Genomic DNA, 15,323 nt, shown 5'->3' with positions numbered 1-15,323 from the left:
TCTTTTTTTACTGAAGTTTATACGTGTTATTTTCTACTTTAGTTAAATTATTACGTTGAATGTATTCCAAGATTTTAGGATCATCTTTCACTACAACTAAGTAATCCTTACCTTTAATTTTATCATTAAAAGTAGAAGAATCATTTAAATCATAAATTACAGAAGAATTTTTATTAAATAATTTATATCGTAAAAAGAAACCTGAGTAACCAGCATCAATTTTGCTGGCTGGTGAATAGACAGCATATGAATGTGAGGTGTCTCTGTCTTTTAAAGCATTTTTTGAATTAGGTAAGGCTTGCTCTATTTGTTCGCGTAAGCTATTTGGATAACGATTACTTAAAAAGATTGATGAGTAATCAGAAATTCGAACAAATATAACACAGGAGAACAATAGCGTTAATGATAACAAGGAAGTCATGATAATTTTATAATTGTCTGTTTTAGCAATATAACACAGCAGTTGCACAATAATAAAAGCAATCAGGAAGTTAAAAATACTTCCAGCGTAACGATCAAAACTTCCTAAGTTTAAAGCTTCTGGAGTCGGCATAGAAAGAAGATACATCGCCCACAAAATACACATATAACCTAAAAATAAAACCAAACTGCTGATAATTTGTAGCTTTAATGTTTTAATCGGAATAGCAGTTTTTTTATTAAGATAGAAGGCAATCCCTAGTGCAATTATAATGAAAAGTAACAATTCGTATAGAAAATTTGAGCTTGTAAAGGAGAACATTCTAAGTAAAAACCGTTTGCTTATTTCAACAATATCTGAAAAACTTTTTTCTGAAAATATTTTTTTATAGTAAGCAATACTCATATCATGCTTCCCAGACATTCCATCTGGATATACATATTTTGTATGGCGTAGCCAAAGAAAAAAAGAAATCCATGGCGTTAGTAAGAGTAATAAAAATTGGAACAGTTCTTTTTTTGTACAACGCTCTTTCCCTAAGACATAGCAAATCCAAAAACTTATTAGTAAAAATATAGTATTTAATCCAATGAAAATAACTCCGCTATTTTTCACTAGTAAAAGGCTAATCATTAACGGACTTGACAGGATTAAGCCGCGTTTGAAATCATGATAGTAATAAAAAATAATATTCATGGTTGCTGTTCCAAAAAGCAGCAATAGATTGTCTACCAAAAGATCCATTAGAGAAGTTGGGCCTTTAAACAAGTAAAATGAAAAAACAGCCAAAAAGAATACTAGTAGTTTTTTAACATTTTTATTTTGTTTTTGCGAAAAGTTGGTAAAAAAAATATTTTTCCAATTAAAGATGGTCGTTATGGAAGCTAAAATTAATAATATTTGTGCAAAAATAGCATTGCTTTCTGTGACGCCTACTAATTTAATAAAATAATAAATAAAAACAGCCGATCCTGGTGGATAAGAAGTAAACATTATGACATCCGTTTTAAAATTAGGAAAACTATTTGTCAGAGACATTGATTTAACAATTAAAGCCCAATGTGAAAAATTATCGTAATGTATGAATAGTCTGTTTCGACTAACAAGAAAGAAAATAAAACTAAATAACAGGAAAAAAAGTATACCTGGTGATAATAGATCTTTTAAAGATCGCCGAATACTTTTATTTTTCCAAAAATCAAATAACAATAAGAATATACCACTGAAAATAATAATAAGTATCATGACTTTTAGAATGTTAAGAAGACCGCCTAAAAACATAGCTACAATTATTGAAGAGAAAATAATAATAGGAATAAAGTCACGTGGCACTTCTTTTTTTCTTAGATATATGCCGTAACCGACAAAGCTTAAAATAAAAGCAGTTATGCCAATAATAAAACGAAACATGTATAAACCCCCAAATGTAAAATGTAAAATCATAACTATTATAGCTTAAAATATCCTTTATACATAGACAATTAGTTTAAAATAATATTTTTGTCTCTTAATTTAAGTTTTGAAAGTAAGAAATAAAAAAGTAAGGATTAGAAAGAAAAAACTCAAAGGTTAGTCTAATAGTCTAACTTTTGAGTTTTTTCTTTCGCTATATATATAATATATACTTTTACAATCGTTGCTTAATTTCTTCCAACAAATCCTCTTCTGAAGAAACAACCCGACCATTCAATTTAATCAAACCAACTGTGTAAAGGTTTAAATAATGGAATTGATTTTCAGCGACTTCGCTCAAAGCGTCAAGCTTTTGGTGATTATCAGCACCTTGTTGGCGGCTGTCTGTGTAAAGGGCAACCACCGGGACTCCTTTGGCATAAGCAACACCAATTTCGGAAGCTACGCCCGCATCAATGGTTGGACCGTCTAATAAAGCAACCAATAAGTCGCTAGCAAGGACGTTTTCTGTATCTGCTAAGGCAATCATTTTACTATCGGCATAAGCCGATTTGTCGTTAATCGCCGCATTTTCTTGTGGTAAATAAAGATCGATTGTTTTATCCAATTGTCGAATTTGTTCGACTAAATAGGCATTATAACGTAAGTCAGCTTGCGAAAATAAAGGTCCTGCAAAATAAATTTTTGTCATTTGTCTGTCTCCAATCCAAGGTTTTAGAAATAATCACTGAAATAAGCTTCTTGGTCAGGAAAAATCCGTTCCAAAGAATTTAAAGTTTCTTTATCTGTATCAATGCGCTCAATTCGATGTAAGTACGAAGGGCGTCGGTAATTCATGACTAAACAAGTTAGTGTTTGAATATCTAAGTGAACGGCGGTGCCTAAAGGTTCATCCGTAATGGTCACTTGATCATTTTCATCCCAAATTAAGCCAAAAATACCATTATTCCACTCAGCAACAGGATCTTTAACGACAAAATGGAATGGCTTAGCTGTACTTTCAAAAGGAAAGTTTTCTAAAAAGGCTTTGACATCAACAATTCGAGCCATATAATAGGGTTCAATGCTTTCTTTAATTTGGCTGTCTTCTAAAAGAAAGGCTAGTGGTTCGTTTTTATAGATATCGCCCTTGACCCAATAAACCATCGAAAAATGCGCAGTAATAAAATTCCACAAGCCATTTCGGGCTTCTTGGTTCAAGTAAAACATTTCCTTAATATGAAATACCTCATCGGCCACCCAATAGAAAAGTACTCCTAAAGGTTCTTGATTGGCACCATAATAGACAGCAGCAGTCCGTTCTTCCTCGTTTTCGAAACGCCAATATTCTTCCCAGTTAAAGGCACTACGAATGAGCGCACCGTGATTTTGACGAGCGAATCGCGCATAGACATCAAAGACATCTGGGTGATCGACAGCTAACCGTTCAATCATTCCTGGAACGTGAACGGTTTTTGGTAATTGCGTATCCCGAATTTTAAAAGATAACTTGTCGGACATGATTTCCCAACCTTTACGTCGGTAATAAGGAATGTTGTAAGGGAAAAGATAAGAAATCCACTGTTTATCTTGGCGCATTTCTTCTAATGCCGTTTGAATCAAGTCTTTCATTAAACCGTGGTTGGCATATTCAGGATAGGTACCGACACCAGTAACGCCGCCCATTTTATACAAAGCACCATGGATATTGACTTCGCATGGATAGATAGCAATTTGTGAAATTAATTGATTTTCGTGAAACCAGCCAAATACTTTTGAAAGTTCTAAAATCGGTTGTTTTGATTTGATAAATGCGCGTTTGTTTTCAAAACCACTTTCTTCAATATCTGCTTCAGTCACTTGAAAAACATAGGAAAGAAGTTCATTAAATTGATCAATGTGTTCTTCCTCAACAGGCTTTAAGGTCAGTTGCTTTCGAAATTCTTGTTCATCCATTTTTCCATCTCCAATAAATTTACTGTTTTTAGTATACCAAATTTTTCGAAACTCTGTTAGCCTTTCGAAACCAAAAGAATAAAAGGGAAGTGCTTTAAATCTTCTTCAAAAATTGGTATAATGAAAAGTGCTGATTATCCTAGACCTTTAAACATGATAATTTGATAAAAAAGGCAACTAAAATATAACAATTGATTGATGAAGCTAGCAGGGAGCTAGCTTTTCTTAAAAGAAATGAGGCAAAAAATGAACAATAAAGAAATGAAAGCAAGACAAGAGAAAATTCGTAATTTCTCGATTATTGCCCACATTGACCATGGGAAGTCAACTTTAGCCGACCGGATTTTGGAAAAAACAAATACAGTTAGCAGTCGAGAAATGCAAGATCAATTACTTGATTCAATGGATTTAGAGAGAGAACGCGGCATTACCATCAAATTAAACGCAATTGAATTAAACTATACAGCCAAAGATGGTGAAACCTATACTTTCCATTTGATTGACACACCAGGACACGTCGATTTCACCTATGAAGTTTCTCGTAGCTTGGCAGCTTGTGAAGGGGCTGTTCTAGTTGTTGATGCGGCGCAAGGAATTGAAGCGCAAACGCTAGCAAATGTCTATTTGGCATTGGATAATGACTTAGAAATTTTACCTGTTATTAATAAAATTGATTTACCCGCCGCTGATCCAGAGCGTGTTCGGACAGAGATTGAAGACGTAATTGGAATTGATGCATCGGAAGCTGTTTTAGCAAGTGCAAAAGCAGGGATTGGGATTGAAGATATTTTAGAACAAGTGGTGGAGTATGTACCAGCTCCATCAGGCGATATTGAGGCTCCTTTAAAGGCTTTGATTTTTGACTCTATTTACGATAGTTATCGGGGGGTCGTTTTAAACATCCGTGTAATTGACGGTGTCGTTCGTCCTGGGGATAAAATCCAAATGATGAGTAACGGTAAAACGTTTGATGTAACAGAAGTCGGCGTTTTTTCACCGAAACCAATTGCTCGTGATTATTTAATGGTTGGTGATGTGGGTTATATCACCGCTAGCATTAAAACGGTTCAAGATACACGGGTCGGGGATACAGTGACTTTGGCCGACAATCCAGCAGCAGAAGCACTACCAGGCTACCGCAAAATGAATCCAATGGTTTATTGTGGCTTATATCCAATTGATACGTCGCGCTACAATGATTTACGGGAAGCATTAGAAAAATTACAATTAAATGATGCGGCGTTACAATTTGAACCGGAAACATCGCAAGCTTTAGGATTTGGTTTCCGTTGTGGTTTCTTAGGTTTGCTGCACATGGATGTTGTTCAGGAACGTCTGGAACGAGAATTTAATTTAGAGTTAATTACAACAGCACCGTCTGTAATCTATCACGTTAATAAAACTGACGGAACAACCGTTGTTGTTGACAACCCAGCTGAATTTCCAGAACCAGTAACGATTGAATCTGTGGAAGAACCTTATGTTAAAGCGCAAATCATGGTGCCAAACGATTATGTAGGAGCAGTAATGGAATTATCGCAACGTAAACGTGGCGAATTCATTACAATGGATTACTTAGATGATTATCGTGTAAACGTAGTTTATGAAATTCCGTTATCTGAAATCGTGTTTGACTTTTTCGATAAATTGAAATCAAGTACAAAGGGCTATGCATCCTTAGATTACGAAATGGCTGGCTATCGTACCAGCCGCCTAGTGAAAATGGATATTCTATTAAATGCTGAAAAAGTGGATGCTTTAAGCTTTATTGTTCACCGAGATTTCGCATTTGAGCGTGGTAAAGCGATTGTTGAGAAACTGAAAAAACTAATTCCACGTCAACAGTTTGAAGTCCCAGTTCAAGCGGCGATAGGTCAAAAAATTGTGGCTCGTTCAGATATTAAAGCCTTACGCAAAAACGTACTGGCTAAATGCTATGGTGGCGATGTTTCTCGTAAACGTAAATTGTTAGAGAAACAAAAAGAAGGGAAGAAACGGATGAAACAAATTGGGTCCGTGGAAGTTCCTCAAGAAGCCTTTATGGCGGTTCTGAAAATGGATGAAGATGATCAGAAAAAATAACTTATTAAAGAGGTCGGGACAGAAGTGTTTATTTCCGAAGGAGTTGCTTCTGTTCCCGCCGTTTATCAGTTTTTGAGCGTGGAGCAAAAATCCAAAGTGATTTTTGTCCCACGCTTTTTTTGAAAATATAAATTAAAGTAAACTACATTTATAAAAAAATGTAGTGCGCCCCCAAAGTTAGACCAAAAAATCTAACTTTGGAGGCGTATTTAAATTGGCAAAATACGATTATGCATTCAAGAAAAAAGTAGTAGAAGCTTATCAAAATGGCGCAGGAGGTTATCGAACACTTGCGAATCAATTTGATATTGCTTCACTTTCGACTGTTCGTAAATGGGTTAAAACAGTCGAAAAATTTGGATTTAACGCACTTCATCGAAGAGTAAATTACCAACATTACTCTTCCAAATTCAAGCGGGATGTCATACACTATTATTTAACGAGTGGTGACTCTTATCTGACTGTCGCATTGAAATATGGTCTGCCAAACGATACCTTAGTCCTGGCTTGGCACCAGAAATTTCTAGAAACAGGCATAGAAGGGCTTTCACCAAAACAGAAAGGAAGACCTTCTATGTCAAAGAAAAAGAAACCCGTTCAGGTGAAAAAAACACGAACACGTGAACAAGAATTAGAACATGAAAATGAACTATTGCGAGCGGAACTAGCCTTCATAAAAAAGCTCCGCGCTTTAGGAATGAATATCCCGGAACGACTCAAGAACGAGATGCCCGAATCATCCACGAACTCCGAAAAAAATTCCGATTAACAATCTTACTGGAAGCAACCAAATTTCCTAAAGCGACGTATATGTATTGGCAAAAGCGATTTGAGCGAAAAAATCCCAATCAAAAATTAGAAGCCCTGATTAAGAAAATTTTTGACGAAAACAAAGGAAACTATGGCTATCGCCGTATTCAATTAGCTTTAAAAGAACAAGGATTGAACGTAAACCAGAAAAAAATTCGTCGTCTTATGCGTAAACTTGGCCTAAAAGGGACAAAATTTATTCGTAAATCAAGAAAATATAATTCCTACAAAGGAACCGTTGGCTATGGCGAAAAAAACCGTCTACATCGTCGTTTCTACACTTCAGTACCCCATCAAAAGCTAACAACAGATACCTCTGAATTTAAGTATTATGAACGTGATCAAAGTGGAAAGATTCAAATAAAAAAACTCTATTTGGATCCTTTTCTTGATTTATTTAATGGTGAAATCTTGTCTTACCGTATTTCTAAACAGCCGAATGCCAAAGCAATTCTTGAGGCACAAAAAGAAGCCATTGATAAAACGCAAGATTGTCCATATCGGCGCACTTTTCATTCTGACCAAGGTTGGGGGTACCAAATGAAGCAGTACAAAAAGCAATTAACCAGTCACCAGATCTTTCAAAGTATGTCTCGAAAAGGCAATTGTTTTGATAATTCTCCTATGGAGAATTTCTTTGGTTTACTAAAACAAGAAACCTACCATGGCATTATTTATTCTAGTTTCGAAGAACTAGAACAAGCAATTGAGGAATGGATTGATTATTATAATCATCAACGAATAAAGACAAAACTAGGGTGCAGTCCCGTTCAATTCCGTAAACGGTTCGTCGCATAAAAATACCGACCAGATTTCTCCAGTCGGTATTCGGTCTAACTTTCGGGTCTCACTACAAAACACGCAAAATTGCGTGCTTTTTTATATTGTGATAGAATATACATACAAAAGCTTATAAATAATCAAAATAATTTTGCAAATCAAGTAAATAAGGAGAGAACAAATGGCTGGAACAATAAAAGAAATTGCTGAAAAAGCAGGAGTATCTAGGGGAACTGTGGATCGAGCACTGAATAATCGCGGCCGAATCAATCCTGAGGTTGCTGAAAAAATTAAAACAATAGCGAAAGAAATGAACTATGTTCCGAAGAAAAAAAAGATGGCCAAAGAAGAACCAATCAAATTAGGTGTTGTGACACAATTGGCAAAATCTTCTTTTATGATTCCAATTCGATCAGGTTTACAAGCAGTTATAGGTGATCTAAAAAAAAGAAATATCGATTGCTTTTTAGAGGAAATAGACGGGGTCGATGAAGCGGCGCAGTTACAGGCACTTGAACGCTTGTTAGGACTTGGTGTAAAAGGAATTGCCATCATGCCAGTTGATAGCGTGGCGATTAGGGAAAAAATCAATCAGCTTACGGAACAAGGCATTAAGGTCATCACATTCAATTCGGACATTGTTGGTAGTAAACGTCAATGCTTTGTCGGAATGGATAACTTTAAAAGCGGGAAGACAGCTGCTGGATTATTAGGAATGTTGACAAAAGGAGAGGGAGATGTCCTAGCTATTACTGGATATTTTGGAAATAGTGTGAATAGTTTACGAGTTGCTGGTTTTGTTGAAGAATTGAAACAGTCATTTCCACAATTGAAATTAACAGGTGTTCAAAGCAGTTTTGATTCGAGCGATGAAGTCGAAAAGATTTTAAGTGACACATTAGAGAACTATACTAATTTAAAAGGCGTCGTTGTGTTTTCAGGAGGTCAAGCAGGAATTGCTCGTGTGTTGAAAAAAAGGGCAGGGAAAGACAGACCGTATGTGATTATCTATGATTTAACTGAGAAAAATATCGAGATGCTGAAAAAAAATCAAGTTGATTTTCTAATTGATCAAGATGGTTTTACGCAGGGCTATCGTTCTTTGCTATTATTAGCGAATCAACTACAGAACAATAAAATTATGACAGAAGAGATGTTATTTACAGATATCATTATTAAAACAAAATATAATCTTTAACAGAAGTGTGAAGCTTGCTGTAAAGCAATTCATGCTTCTTTTTTTGCGTTCTTTTAAAATGCACGCAAAATAATGTGCTAATTTAATGTTGCACGCATTTTGAAAGCGTGCTATAATTCGTTTGTAAATAATAGAAGAACGAAGAAGAGGTGGATCTATGAGTTATATTAGCTTTGATCAATCAAAAGAATTTGATCTAGTTCTTTTAGGTAGAGTGGCTATCGATTTTAACCCTGCCTATAATGAGCAAGTTAAAGAAGAATTTAAGCCTTTAAAAAATGTTCATATGTTTGAAAAGTTTGTGGGAGGTTCTCCTGCAAATATTTCCGTGGGTATCACCAAACATGGGATGAAAGCTGGTTTCATTGGGAAAGTATCCGATGACCAGTTCGGAGAATATGTTATTGATTATTTTAATGAGCAAGGCATTGATACTTCTCAGATAAGTAAAGCGCAGCATGGCGAAAAGTTGGGTCTGACTTTTACAGAAATGCTATCGCCTAAAGAAAGTAGTATTTTAATGTATCGGAACCAAGCTGCGGATTTACAACTAAGTGTCGAAGATATCGATGAAGATTATTTGAAACGTTCAAAAGCCTTATTAATTTCAGGGACTGCTTTGGCGGAAAGCCCTTCAAGAGAAGCCGTGTTAAAAGCTGTGATGTTAGCGAAAAAAAACAACGTCAAAATTATTTTTGATATCGACTATCGAGAATACAATTGGAAAAATGTGGATGAAATCGCTATTTATTATTCAATAGTTGCGAAAGAATCAGATATTATTATGGGCTCGAGAGAAGAATTTGATTTAACTGAAAGATTGATTCAACCAAATATGACAGATAATGAAAGCGCTGTTTTTTGGCATAATTGTGGCGCTCAAATAGTCGTTATTAAACACGGAATGAAAGGCTCAACAGCTTATACAGCAGATCAACAACAGTTTTCAATTAAACCATTTCCAGTGGAGGCACGCAAGGGATTTGGTGGCGGTGATGGCTATGCAGCTGGATTTTTATATGGTTTATTTGAAGGTTGGGAAATTATCGATTGCTTGGAGTTTGGCTCAGCGGAAGCTTCGATGATGGTCAAAAGTAACAATTGCTCAGATTCTTTACCAACGACACAAGAAGTAAAAGAGTTCATTAAACTGGAGAAGGAAATATACGGCGAAATGATCGCCAGGATTTAAGGTGGATAAAATGGAAAAGACGATTCGTTTAACGACAGCACAAGCATTATTAAAATTTTTGAATCAACAATATATCAGCATTGATGGAAAAGAAACACCTTATGTGGAAGGAATCTTTCATGTATATGGTCATGGGAATGTTTTAGGGATTGGTCAAGCGTTGGAACAAGCTCCGGGACATTTAAAAAGTTACAGTGGAAAAAACGAACAAGGGATGGCTCATGCTGCTATCGCTTTTGCTAGACAAAGTTTACGTAAGAAAATATTCGCAGTTTCAGCGTCTGCTGGTCCAGGTTCAGCTAATTTATTGACTGCTGCTGGAACGGCTTTCGCTAATAATATACCTGTATTGTTTCTGCCAGCAGATACGTTTGCTACTCGGCAACCAGATCCTGTATTACAGCAGTTGGAACATGAATCAAGTGTAACCTTTTCTACCAACGATGCTTTCCAAGCGGTTTCTCGCTATTGGGATCGTATTAATCGGCCAGAACAGCTGATGTCAGCATTGCTACGGGCATTTGAAGTTATGACCAATCCTGCAACTACAGGACCTGCCACCATTTGTTTGCCACAAGATGTTGAGTCAGAAGCCTATGATTATCCAGTAGAGTTTTTTAGAAAAAGAGTTCATTATATCGATCGACGGATGCCGACAATTCGTGAGCTTGAAACAGCTAGTCACTTGATAAAGGATAGTAAACACCCAGTAATTATTGTGGGGGGCGGTTGCAAGTATTCAGAAGCAGGTGAGAGCCTTCAGAAAATTTCTCAAGTTCATCAGATACCTTTGGTTGAAACACATGCTGGTAAATCAACTGTTTCATGGAAATTTGAAAATAATCTTGGAGGCTTGGGAATTTTAGGTACCTCGGCTGCTAATAAAGCTGTTCAGCAAGCGGATTTGATTATTGGAATTGGCACGCGTTATACGGATTTTACCACTGCATCAAAAAGTATTTTTAATTTTGAACAATCAAAAATGATAAATATTAACGTAAGTCGACCACAGACTTACAAAATGGAAGCGTTTCAAATTGTGGGAGATGCTCGAGCAACCTTAGAAGGAATTCTGCCAATGATTGAAGGATATCGAACGACTTATGGTGAAAAAATCACTGAACTGAAGAACGAATGGGTGAAAGAGCGGGAGCGATTAAAAACAACTCATTTTAAACGGAAAGATTTTGATCCGGAAATCAAAAACCACTTTACACAGGATATTTTAAATGATTATGCTGATTCTTTGAATACAACTCTGACACAAACAGAGGTTTTCGTTCATTTGAATGATTTTGTCGAAGATGATGCGATTGTGATTGGTTCGGCAGGGTCATTACCAGGAGATATGCAACGATTGTGGAATCCTGTAAAGGAAAATACTTATCATTTAGAGTATGGCTATTCTTGTATGGGCTATGAAATTGCTGGTGCAATGGGGGTACGGCTTGCTAATCCTAATCAAGAGGTTTACGCATTAGTCGGTGACGGTAGTTTTTTGATGTTGCATAGCGAACTGGTCTCTGCATTACAATATGACAAAAAAATCAATATTGTTCTGTTCAATAATTCTGGGTTCGGATGCATTAATAATCTGCAAATGGAGAATGGCGGCGTAAGTCAAGGGACGGAATTTAGAAATACAAAAGGCGAAATTATGAATATCAATTATGCTAAAATCGCTGAAGGATATGGTGCCAAAGCGTATCAAGTCCATTCGATTGAAGAACTAAAACAGGCGATTGTCGACGCGAAAAACCAAACGCAATCGACATTGATTGAAATAAATGTTCTTCCTAAAACGATGACTGCTGGTTACGATGGTAGTTGGTGGAATGTCGGTGTTGCTGAAGTATCAGAAAAACCAGCGATTCAAGAAGCATACCAAGTTAAAAAAGAAAAACTTGCAACTGCTAGAAAATATTAGGTATTCGTCATACAACCAAAAAGTTAGGAGCGAATGAATTGAAAAAAACATTGAAACATCAACCGTTGATAAAAGAACTAGCTCCCGGTGTTCGACAAGTTCAAAATATTCGAAAAAACAACACTGATTTACAGTATATTGAGTTTCAAGTTCTTGAATTAGATAATGGAGCAATGTATCAAGAAGCTGGTAATGAACTGGAAGTTTGTATCGTCGTATTAACTGGCAAAATCAATGTTAAGGTGCGCGATAAATGGTACGAGAATTTAGGTAAACGAACCTCTGTTTTTGAAAAAATTCCGACAGATAGTATCTATATTCCAGCAAAAACGTCGTTTGAACTAATAGCAACTTCTGATACTGTTCGTTTGGCCCTTTGTTATTCGCCAGCTAAAAAAAAGTTGCCAGTGCATGTGATTACCGCTGAGGAAAATACGGTTGAAAAACGAGGGATATATCAGAATAAACGACTAGTGCATAACATTTTACCAGACAATGTCGATACTGCCAGTAGTTTGTTGGTGGTTGAAGTCTACACTGAAGGTGGTAACTTTTCTAGCTATCCACCACACAAACATGACCAAGAAAATTTACCTGACGAATCTTATTTAGAAGAGACGTATTATCATGAGCTGAATCCAGAGCAAGGCTTTGTTTTTCAACGAGTATATACAGAGGATGGTTCTATAGATGAAACGATGACTGTAGAACATCAAAATGTTGTGGAGGTACCTAAGGGATATCATCCTGTCGGCGTGCCAGATGGTTACACCTCTTATTATTTAAATGTGATGGCAGGACCTGAACGAATTTGGAAGTTTCATAACGAGAAAAAACACGAGTGGATTTTAAATCGGAACGAATTGACTAACAATTAGAAACAAAAAAATAAGTAGACTTTTTTAGGAGGAAAATAAATGACTCGATTTTTAAAGAATTATATAGGTGGCCGCTGGGTAACAAGTACAGCCACTGAATTTGAAGAAGTGGTCAATCCGGCAACAGAAGAAGCATTAGTAAATGTTCCATTATCTAGTGAAGCAGAAACTGCAGAAGCAATCAGAGTAGCGGATGAGGCTTTTCAAACATGGAAAAAAGTAAGTGTTCCAGTTCGTGGCCGCTATCTTTTCAAATTGCATCATTTATTGATGACGAATAAAGAAGAGCTAGCACGATTAATTACGCTTGAAAATGGAAAATCTTTGTCAGAATCATTAGGTGAGGTTCAGCGAGGGATTGAAAATGTCGAGCACGCAGCGAGCATTACGAATTTAATAATGGGTGATTCTCTATCCACAGCGGCTACAGATATTGAAATTACCAATTACCGTTATCCCATCGGTGTTGTTGGGGGAATTACTCCTTTCAATTTTCCGATGATGGTACCGTTTTGGATTTTCCCAATGGCGTTAGCAGCAGGGAATACGGTGGTGCTGAAGCCTTCCGAAAAAACGCCATTATTGATGGAAAAAATTGTTGAATTAATAGAAGAAGCAGGATTTCCAAGTGGCGTCTTTAATGTTGTCTATGGGGCACACGATGTTGTTAATACTTTATTGCGTGATCCATTAGTAAAAGGAATTAGCTTTGTAGGTTCAAAAAATGTTGGTGAATATGTCTATAAAGAAGGAACAAAAAATCTGAAACGAGTCCAGGCATTAACTGGCGCAAAAAATCATGTCATCATTTTAAAAGATGCCAACCTTGATCGTGCAGTAAAAGACATTATCGGTGGCTCTTTTGGATCAGCGGGTGAACGCTGTATGGCCGCTTCGGTGATTGTTGTAGAGGAAACTATTGCAGATCAATTCGTTGAAAAATTTAAGGCTGCAGCACAGACGATAAAAATTGGAAATGGTCTGGAAGAAGGAGTCTTTTTAGGCCCCGTGATTCGAAAAGAGGCGCAGCAACGAACATTTGATTACATTCAAAAAGGTATTGATGAAGGAGCGGACTTATTGTTAGATGGCCGTGAAAATATTCCTGAAAAAGGCTACTTCGTGGGACCTACGATCTTTGATCGTGTCACGATGGACATGAAGATTTGGCAAGATGAAATTTTTGCACCCGTTGCCTCAATTGTTCGAGTGAAAAATCTAGAAGCAGCAGTTACACTGACCAATCAATCAGAATTTGCTAACGGTTCATGCCTCTATACGAGTAATGCTTCAGCTATCCGTTACTTTAGAGAGAATGTTGATGCAGGAATGTTAGGCATCAACTTAGGTGTACCAGCACCAATGGCTTGGTTTGCTTTTTCCGGCTGGAAACACTCTTTCTATGGTGACTTACACGCCAACGGAAAAGACAGTGTAGAATTTTATACACATCGAAAAGTTGTGACCGCTCGATACGCTCCTAGCGAAATAAACTAGTTTTACTTCGAAGCTCTGTCAAAGGAGCTTCGAGGATTCTATGATTAAAGCGGTGAAAGTATCTTTTATTAGTACAAATATAAGACATGACTTTCTGAAAATAATGATTGACTAAATAAAATTGTAAGCGTATACATAATACGCATAAAATAAAGAAATCGGAGGACAAATAATTGAAAGTAAAAGTAGGCGTAATTGGTACAGGGGCGATTGGAATCGAACATATTAACAGAATTAATCACAAGACACAAGGCGCTTTTGTAACAGCAGTATCAGATATTAATGTTGAAGCGGCAAGCAAAATTGCTGAGGAGATTGGGGCTCAATTTTTCAAAACAGGCGAAGAATTAATTGCTTCTGAAGAAGTGGAAGTTGTTGTTGTTACTTCCTGGGACCCAACACACGAAAAATATGTCTTGGAAGCAATCAAGCATGGAAAATACGTATTCTGCGAAAAACCATTAGCAATGGATGCCGCAGGATGTCGCCGAATTGTAGATGCAGAAGTCGCTTATGGTAAAAAATTGGTACAGGTGGGCTTCATGCGTCGATACGATCGTGGCTACATTGAGTTGAAAGAAGCAATTGAATCAAAACAGTATGGTGAAGCTCTGATGCTCCATTGTGCGCATAGAAATCCAAGCGCTGATGAAAATTATAAGACGCCAATGGCAATCAGTAATACTGCAATCCATGAAATTGATGTTCTTCGTTGGCTATTAGCCGAAGATTATGCCTCAGTGCAAATGATTTTACCAAAGAAAACCAGTCATACACATGCAGATTTACATGATCCTCAATTACTGATTTTCCAGACGAAATCAGGTGTAACAATTGATTTAGAAATTTTTGTTAATTGTCGTTTTGGCTACGACATTAAGTGTGACGTAGTATTTGAAACGGCAGAAGTCGGAATGACGGATCCAGCCTATACCAAAATTAAAGCTGCGGAGAAAAATTACACACCAATTTCGCCCGACTGGCAAACGCGTTTTTTAGATGCGTATGATTACGAATTTAAGTTATGGGTTGATTCAATTAAAAACGATAAACTTGTTGGTCCAACTGCTTGGGATGGCTACGTGGCAGCAATCACAATGATGGCTTGTCATGAATCTCGTGAGTCAGGGGAAAAAGTAATGATTGAAATAGATGAACAACCAGCGTTATATACCAAATAATTCTTAAAT

Annotated in this window: 11 protein-coding genes; 8 read left to right on the top strand and 3 right to left on the bottom strand. The window is 36.6% G+C overall.

Annotated features, from left to right (window positions below; genetic code table 11):
- Positions 1-7: 7 nt before the first annotated feature.
- The 3 genes from IGJ24_RS09285 to IGJ24_RS09275 all read right to left on the bottom strand — a co-directional run bounded on the left by IGJ24_RS09285 (position 8) and on the right by IGJ24_RS09275 (position 3,769).
- A complete protein-coding gene (locus IGJ24_RS09285) occupies positions 8-1,831 on the bottom strand; it encodes a hypothetical protein (RefSeq protein WP_289865757.1) in 1,824 nt (607 codons plus the stop codon).
- Positions 1,832-2,048: 217 nt separating this feature from the next.
- Positions 2,049-2,525 (bottom strand): nucleoside 2-deoxyribosyltransferase, encoded by a 477-nt coding sequence (locus IGJ24_RS09280; protein ID WP_129193679.1) that lies wholly within the window; start codon positions 2,523-2,525, stop codon positions 2,049-2,051.
- Between the two features lie 23 nt (positions 2,526-2,548).
- On the bottom strand, positions 2,549-3,769 hold the full coding sequence (locus IGJ24_RS09275) for a GNAT family N-acetyltransferase (protein ID WP_016633588.1): 1,221 nt from the start codon (positions 3,767-3,769) through the stop codon (positions 2,549-2,551).
- Between the two features lie 246 nt (positions 3,770-4,015).
- Between IGJ24_RS09275 and lepA the strand changes: the two genes are divergently transcribed.
- From lepA to IGJ24_RS09235, 8 genes are all read left to right on the top strand, one after another.
- The gene (lepA, locus tag IGJ24_RS09270; RefSeq protein WP_002362155.1) at positions 4,016-5,851 is read left to right on the top strand and encodes a translation elongation factor 4; all 1,836 of its coding nucleotides are present in this window, start codon (positions 4,016-4,018) and stop codon (positions 5,849-5,851) included.
- Positions 5,852-6,065: 214 nt separating this feature from the next.
- Positions 6,066-7,459, top strand: a protein-coding gene (locus IGJ24_RS09265) for an IS3 family transposase (protein WP_104837045.1) whose coding sequence is annotated in 2 segments (ribosomal slippage) — positions 6,066-6,606 and positions 6,606-7,459 — 1,395 coding nt in all. Because the reading frame shifts where the segments join, the coding sequence is not laid out codon by codon here.
- Between the two features lie 163 nt (positions 7,460-7,622).
- Positions 7,623-8,639, top strand: coding sequence for a LacI family DNA-binding transcriptional regulator (locus IGJ24_RS09260; protein WP_016627037.1), 1,017 nt, complete (start codon positions 7,623-7,625; stop codon positions 8,637-8,639).
- 157 nt (positions 8,640-8,796) lie between these two features.
- Positions 8,797-9,831 carry a 5-dehydro-2-deoxygluconokinase gene (gene iolC / locus IGJ24_RS09255; protein WP_002362153.1) on the top strand — a complete coding sequence of 345 codons (1,035 nt, stop codon included), beginning with the start codon at positions 8,797-8,799 and terminating at the stop codon, positions 9,829-9,831.
- 10 nt (positions 9,832-9,841) lie between these two features.
- Positions 9,842-11,758 carry a 3D-(3,5/4)-trihydroxycyclohexane-1,2-dione acylhydrolase (decyclizing) gene (gene iolD / locus IGJ24_RS09250; protein ID WP_033921831.1) on the top strand — a complete coding sequence of 639 codons (1,917 nt, stop codon included), beginning with the start codon at positions 9,842-9,844 and terminating at the stop codon, positions 11,756-11,758.
- Between the two features lie 38 nt (positions 11,759-11,796).
- Positions 11,797-12,636: a 5-deoxy-glucuronate isomerase gene (iolB, locus tag IGJ24_RS09245; RefSeq protein WP_002398045.1), complete on the top strand. Its 840-nt coding sequence runs from the start codon at positions 11,797-11,799 to the stop codon at positions 12,634-12,636.
- A gap of 39 nt (positions 12,637-12,675) precedes the next feature.
- A complete protein-coding gene (locus IGJ24_RS09240) occupies positions 12,676-14,133 on the top strand; it encodes a CoA-acylating methylmalonate-semialdehyde dehydrogenase (protein ID WP_129193868.1) in 1,458 nt (485 codons plus the stop codon).
- 173 nt (positions 14,134-14,306) lie between these two features.
- The gene (locus IGJ24_RS09235; RefSeq protein WP_002364407.1) at positions 14,307-15,314 is read left to right on the top strand and encodes a Gfo/Idh/MocA family protein; all 1,008 of its coding nucleotides are present in this window, start codon (positions 14,307-14,309) and stop codon (positions 15,312-15,314) included.
- Positions 15,315-15,323: the final 9 nt, after the last annotated feature.

The sequence above is a fragment of the Enterococcus sp. DIV0546 genome (genome assembly GCF_051712785.1).
Taxonomy (GTDB): domain Bacteria; phylum Bacillota; class Bacilli; order Lactobacillales; family Enterococcaceae; genus Enterococcus; species Enterococcus faecalis.
Note: the sequence above shows the minus strand (reverse complement) of the source record. Positions and strands in the feature narration are given on the sequence as shown.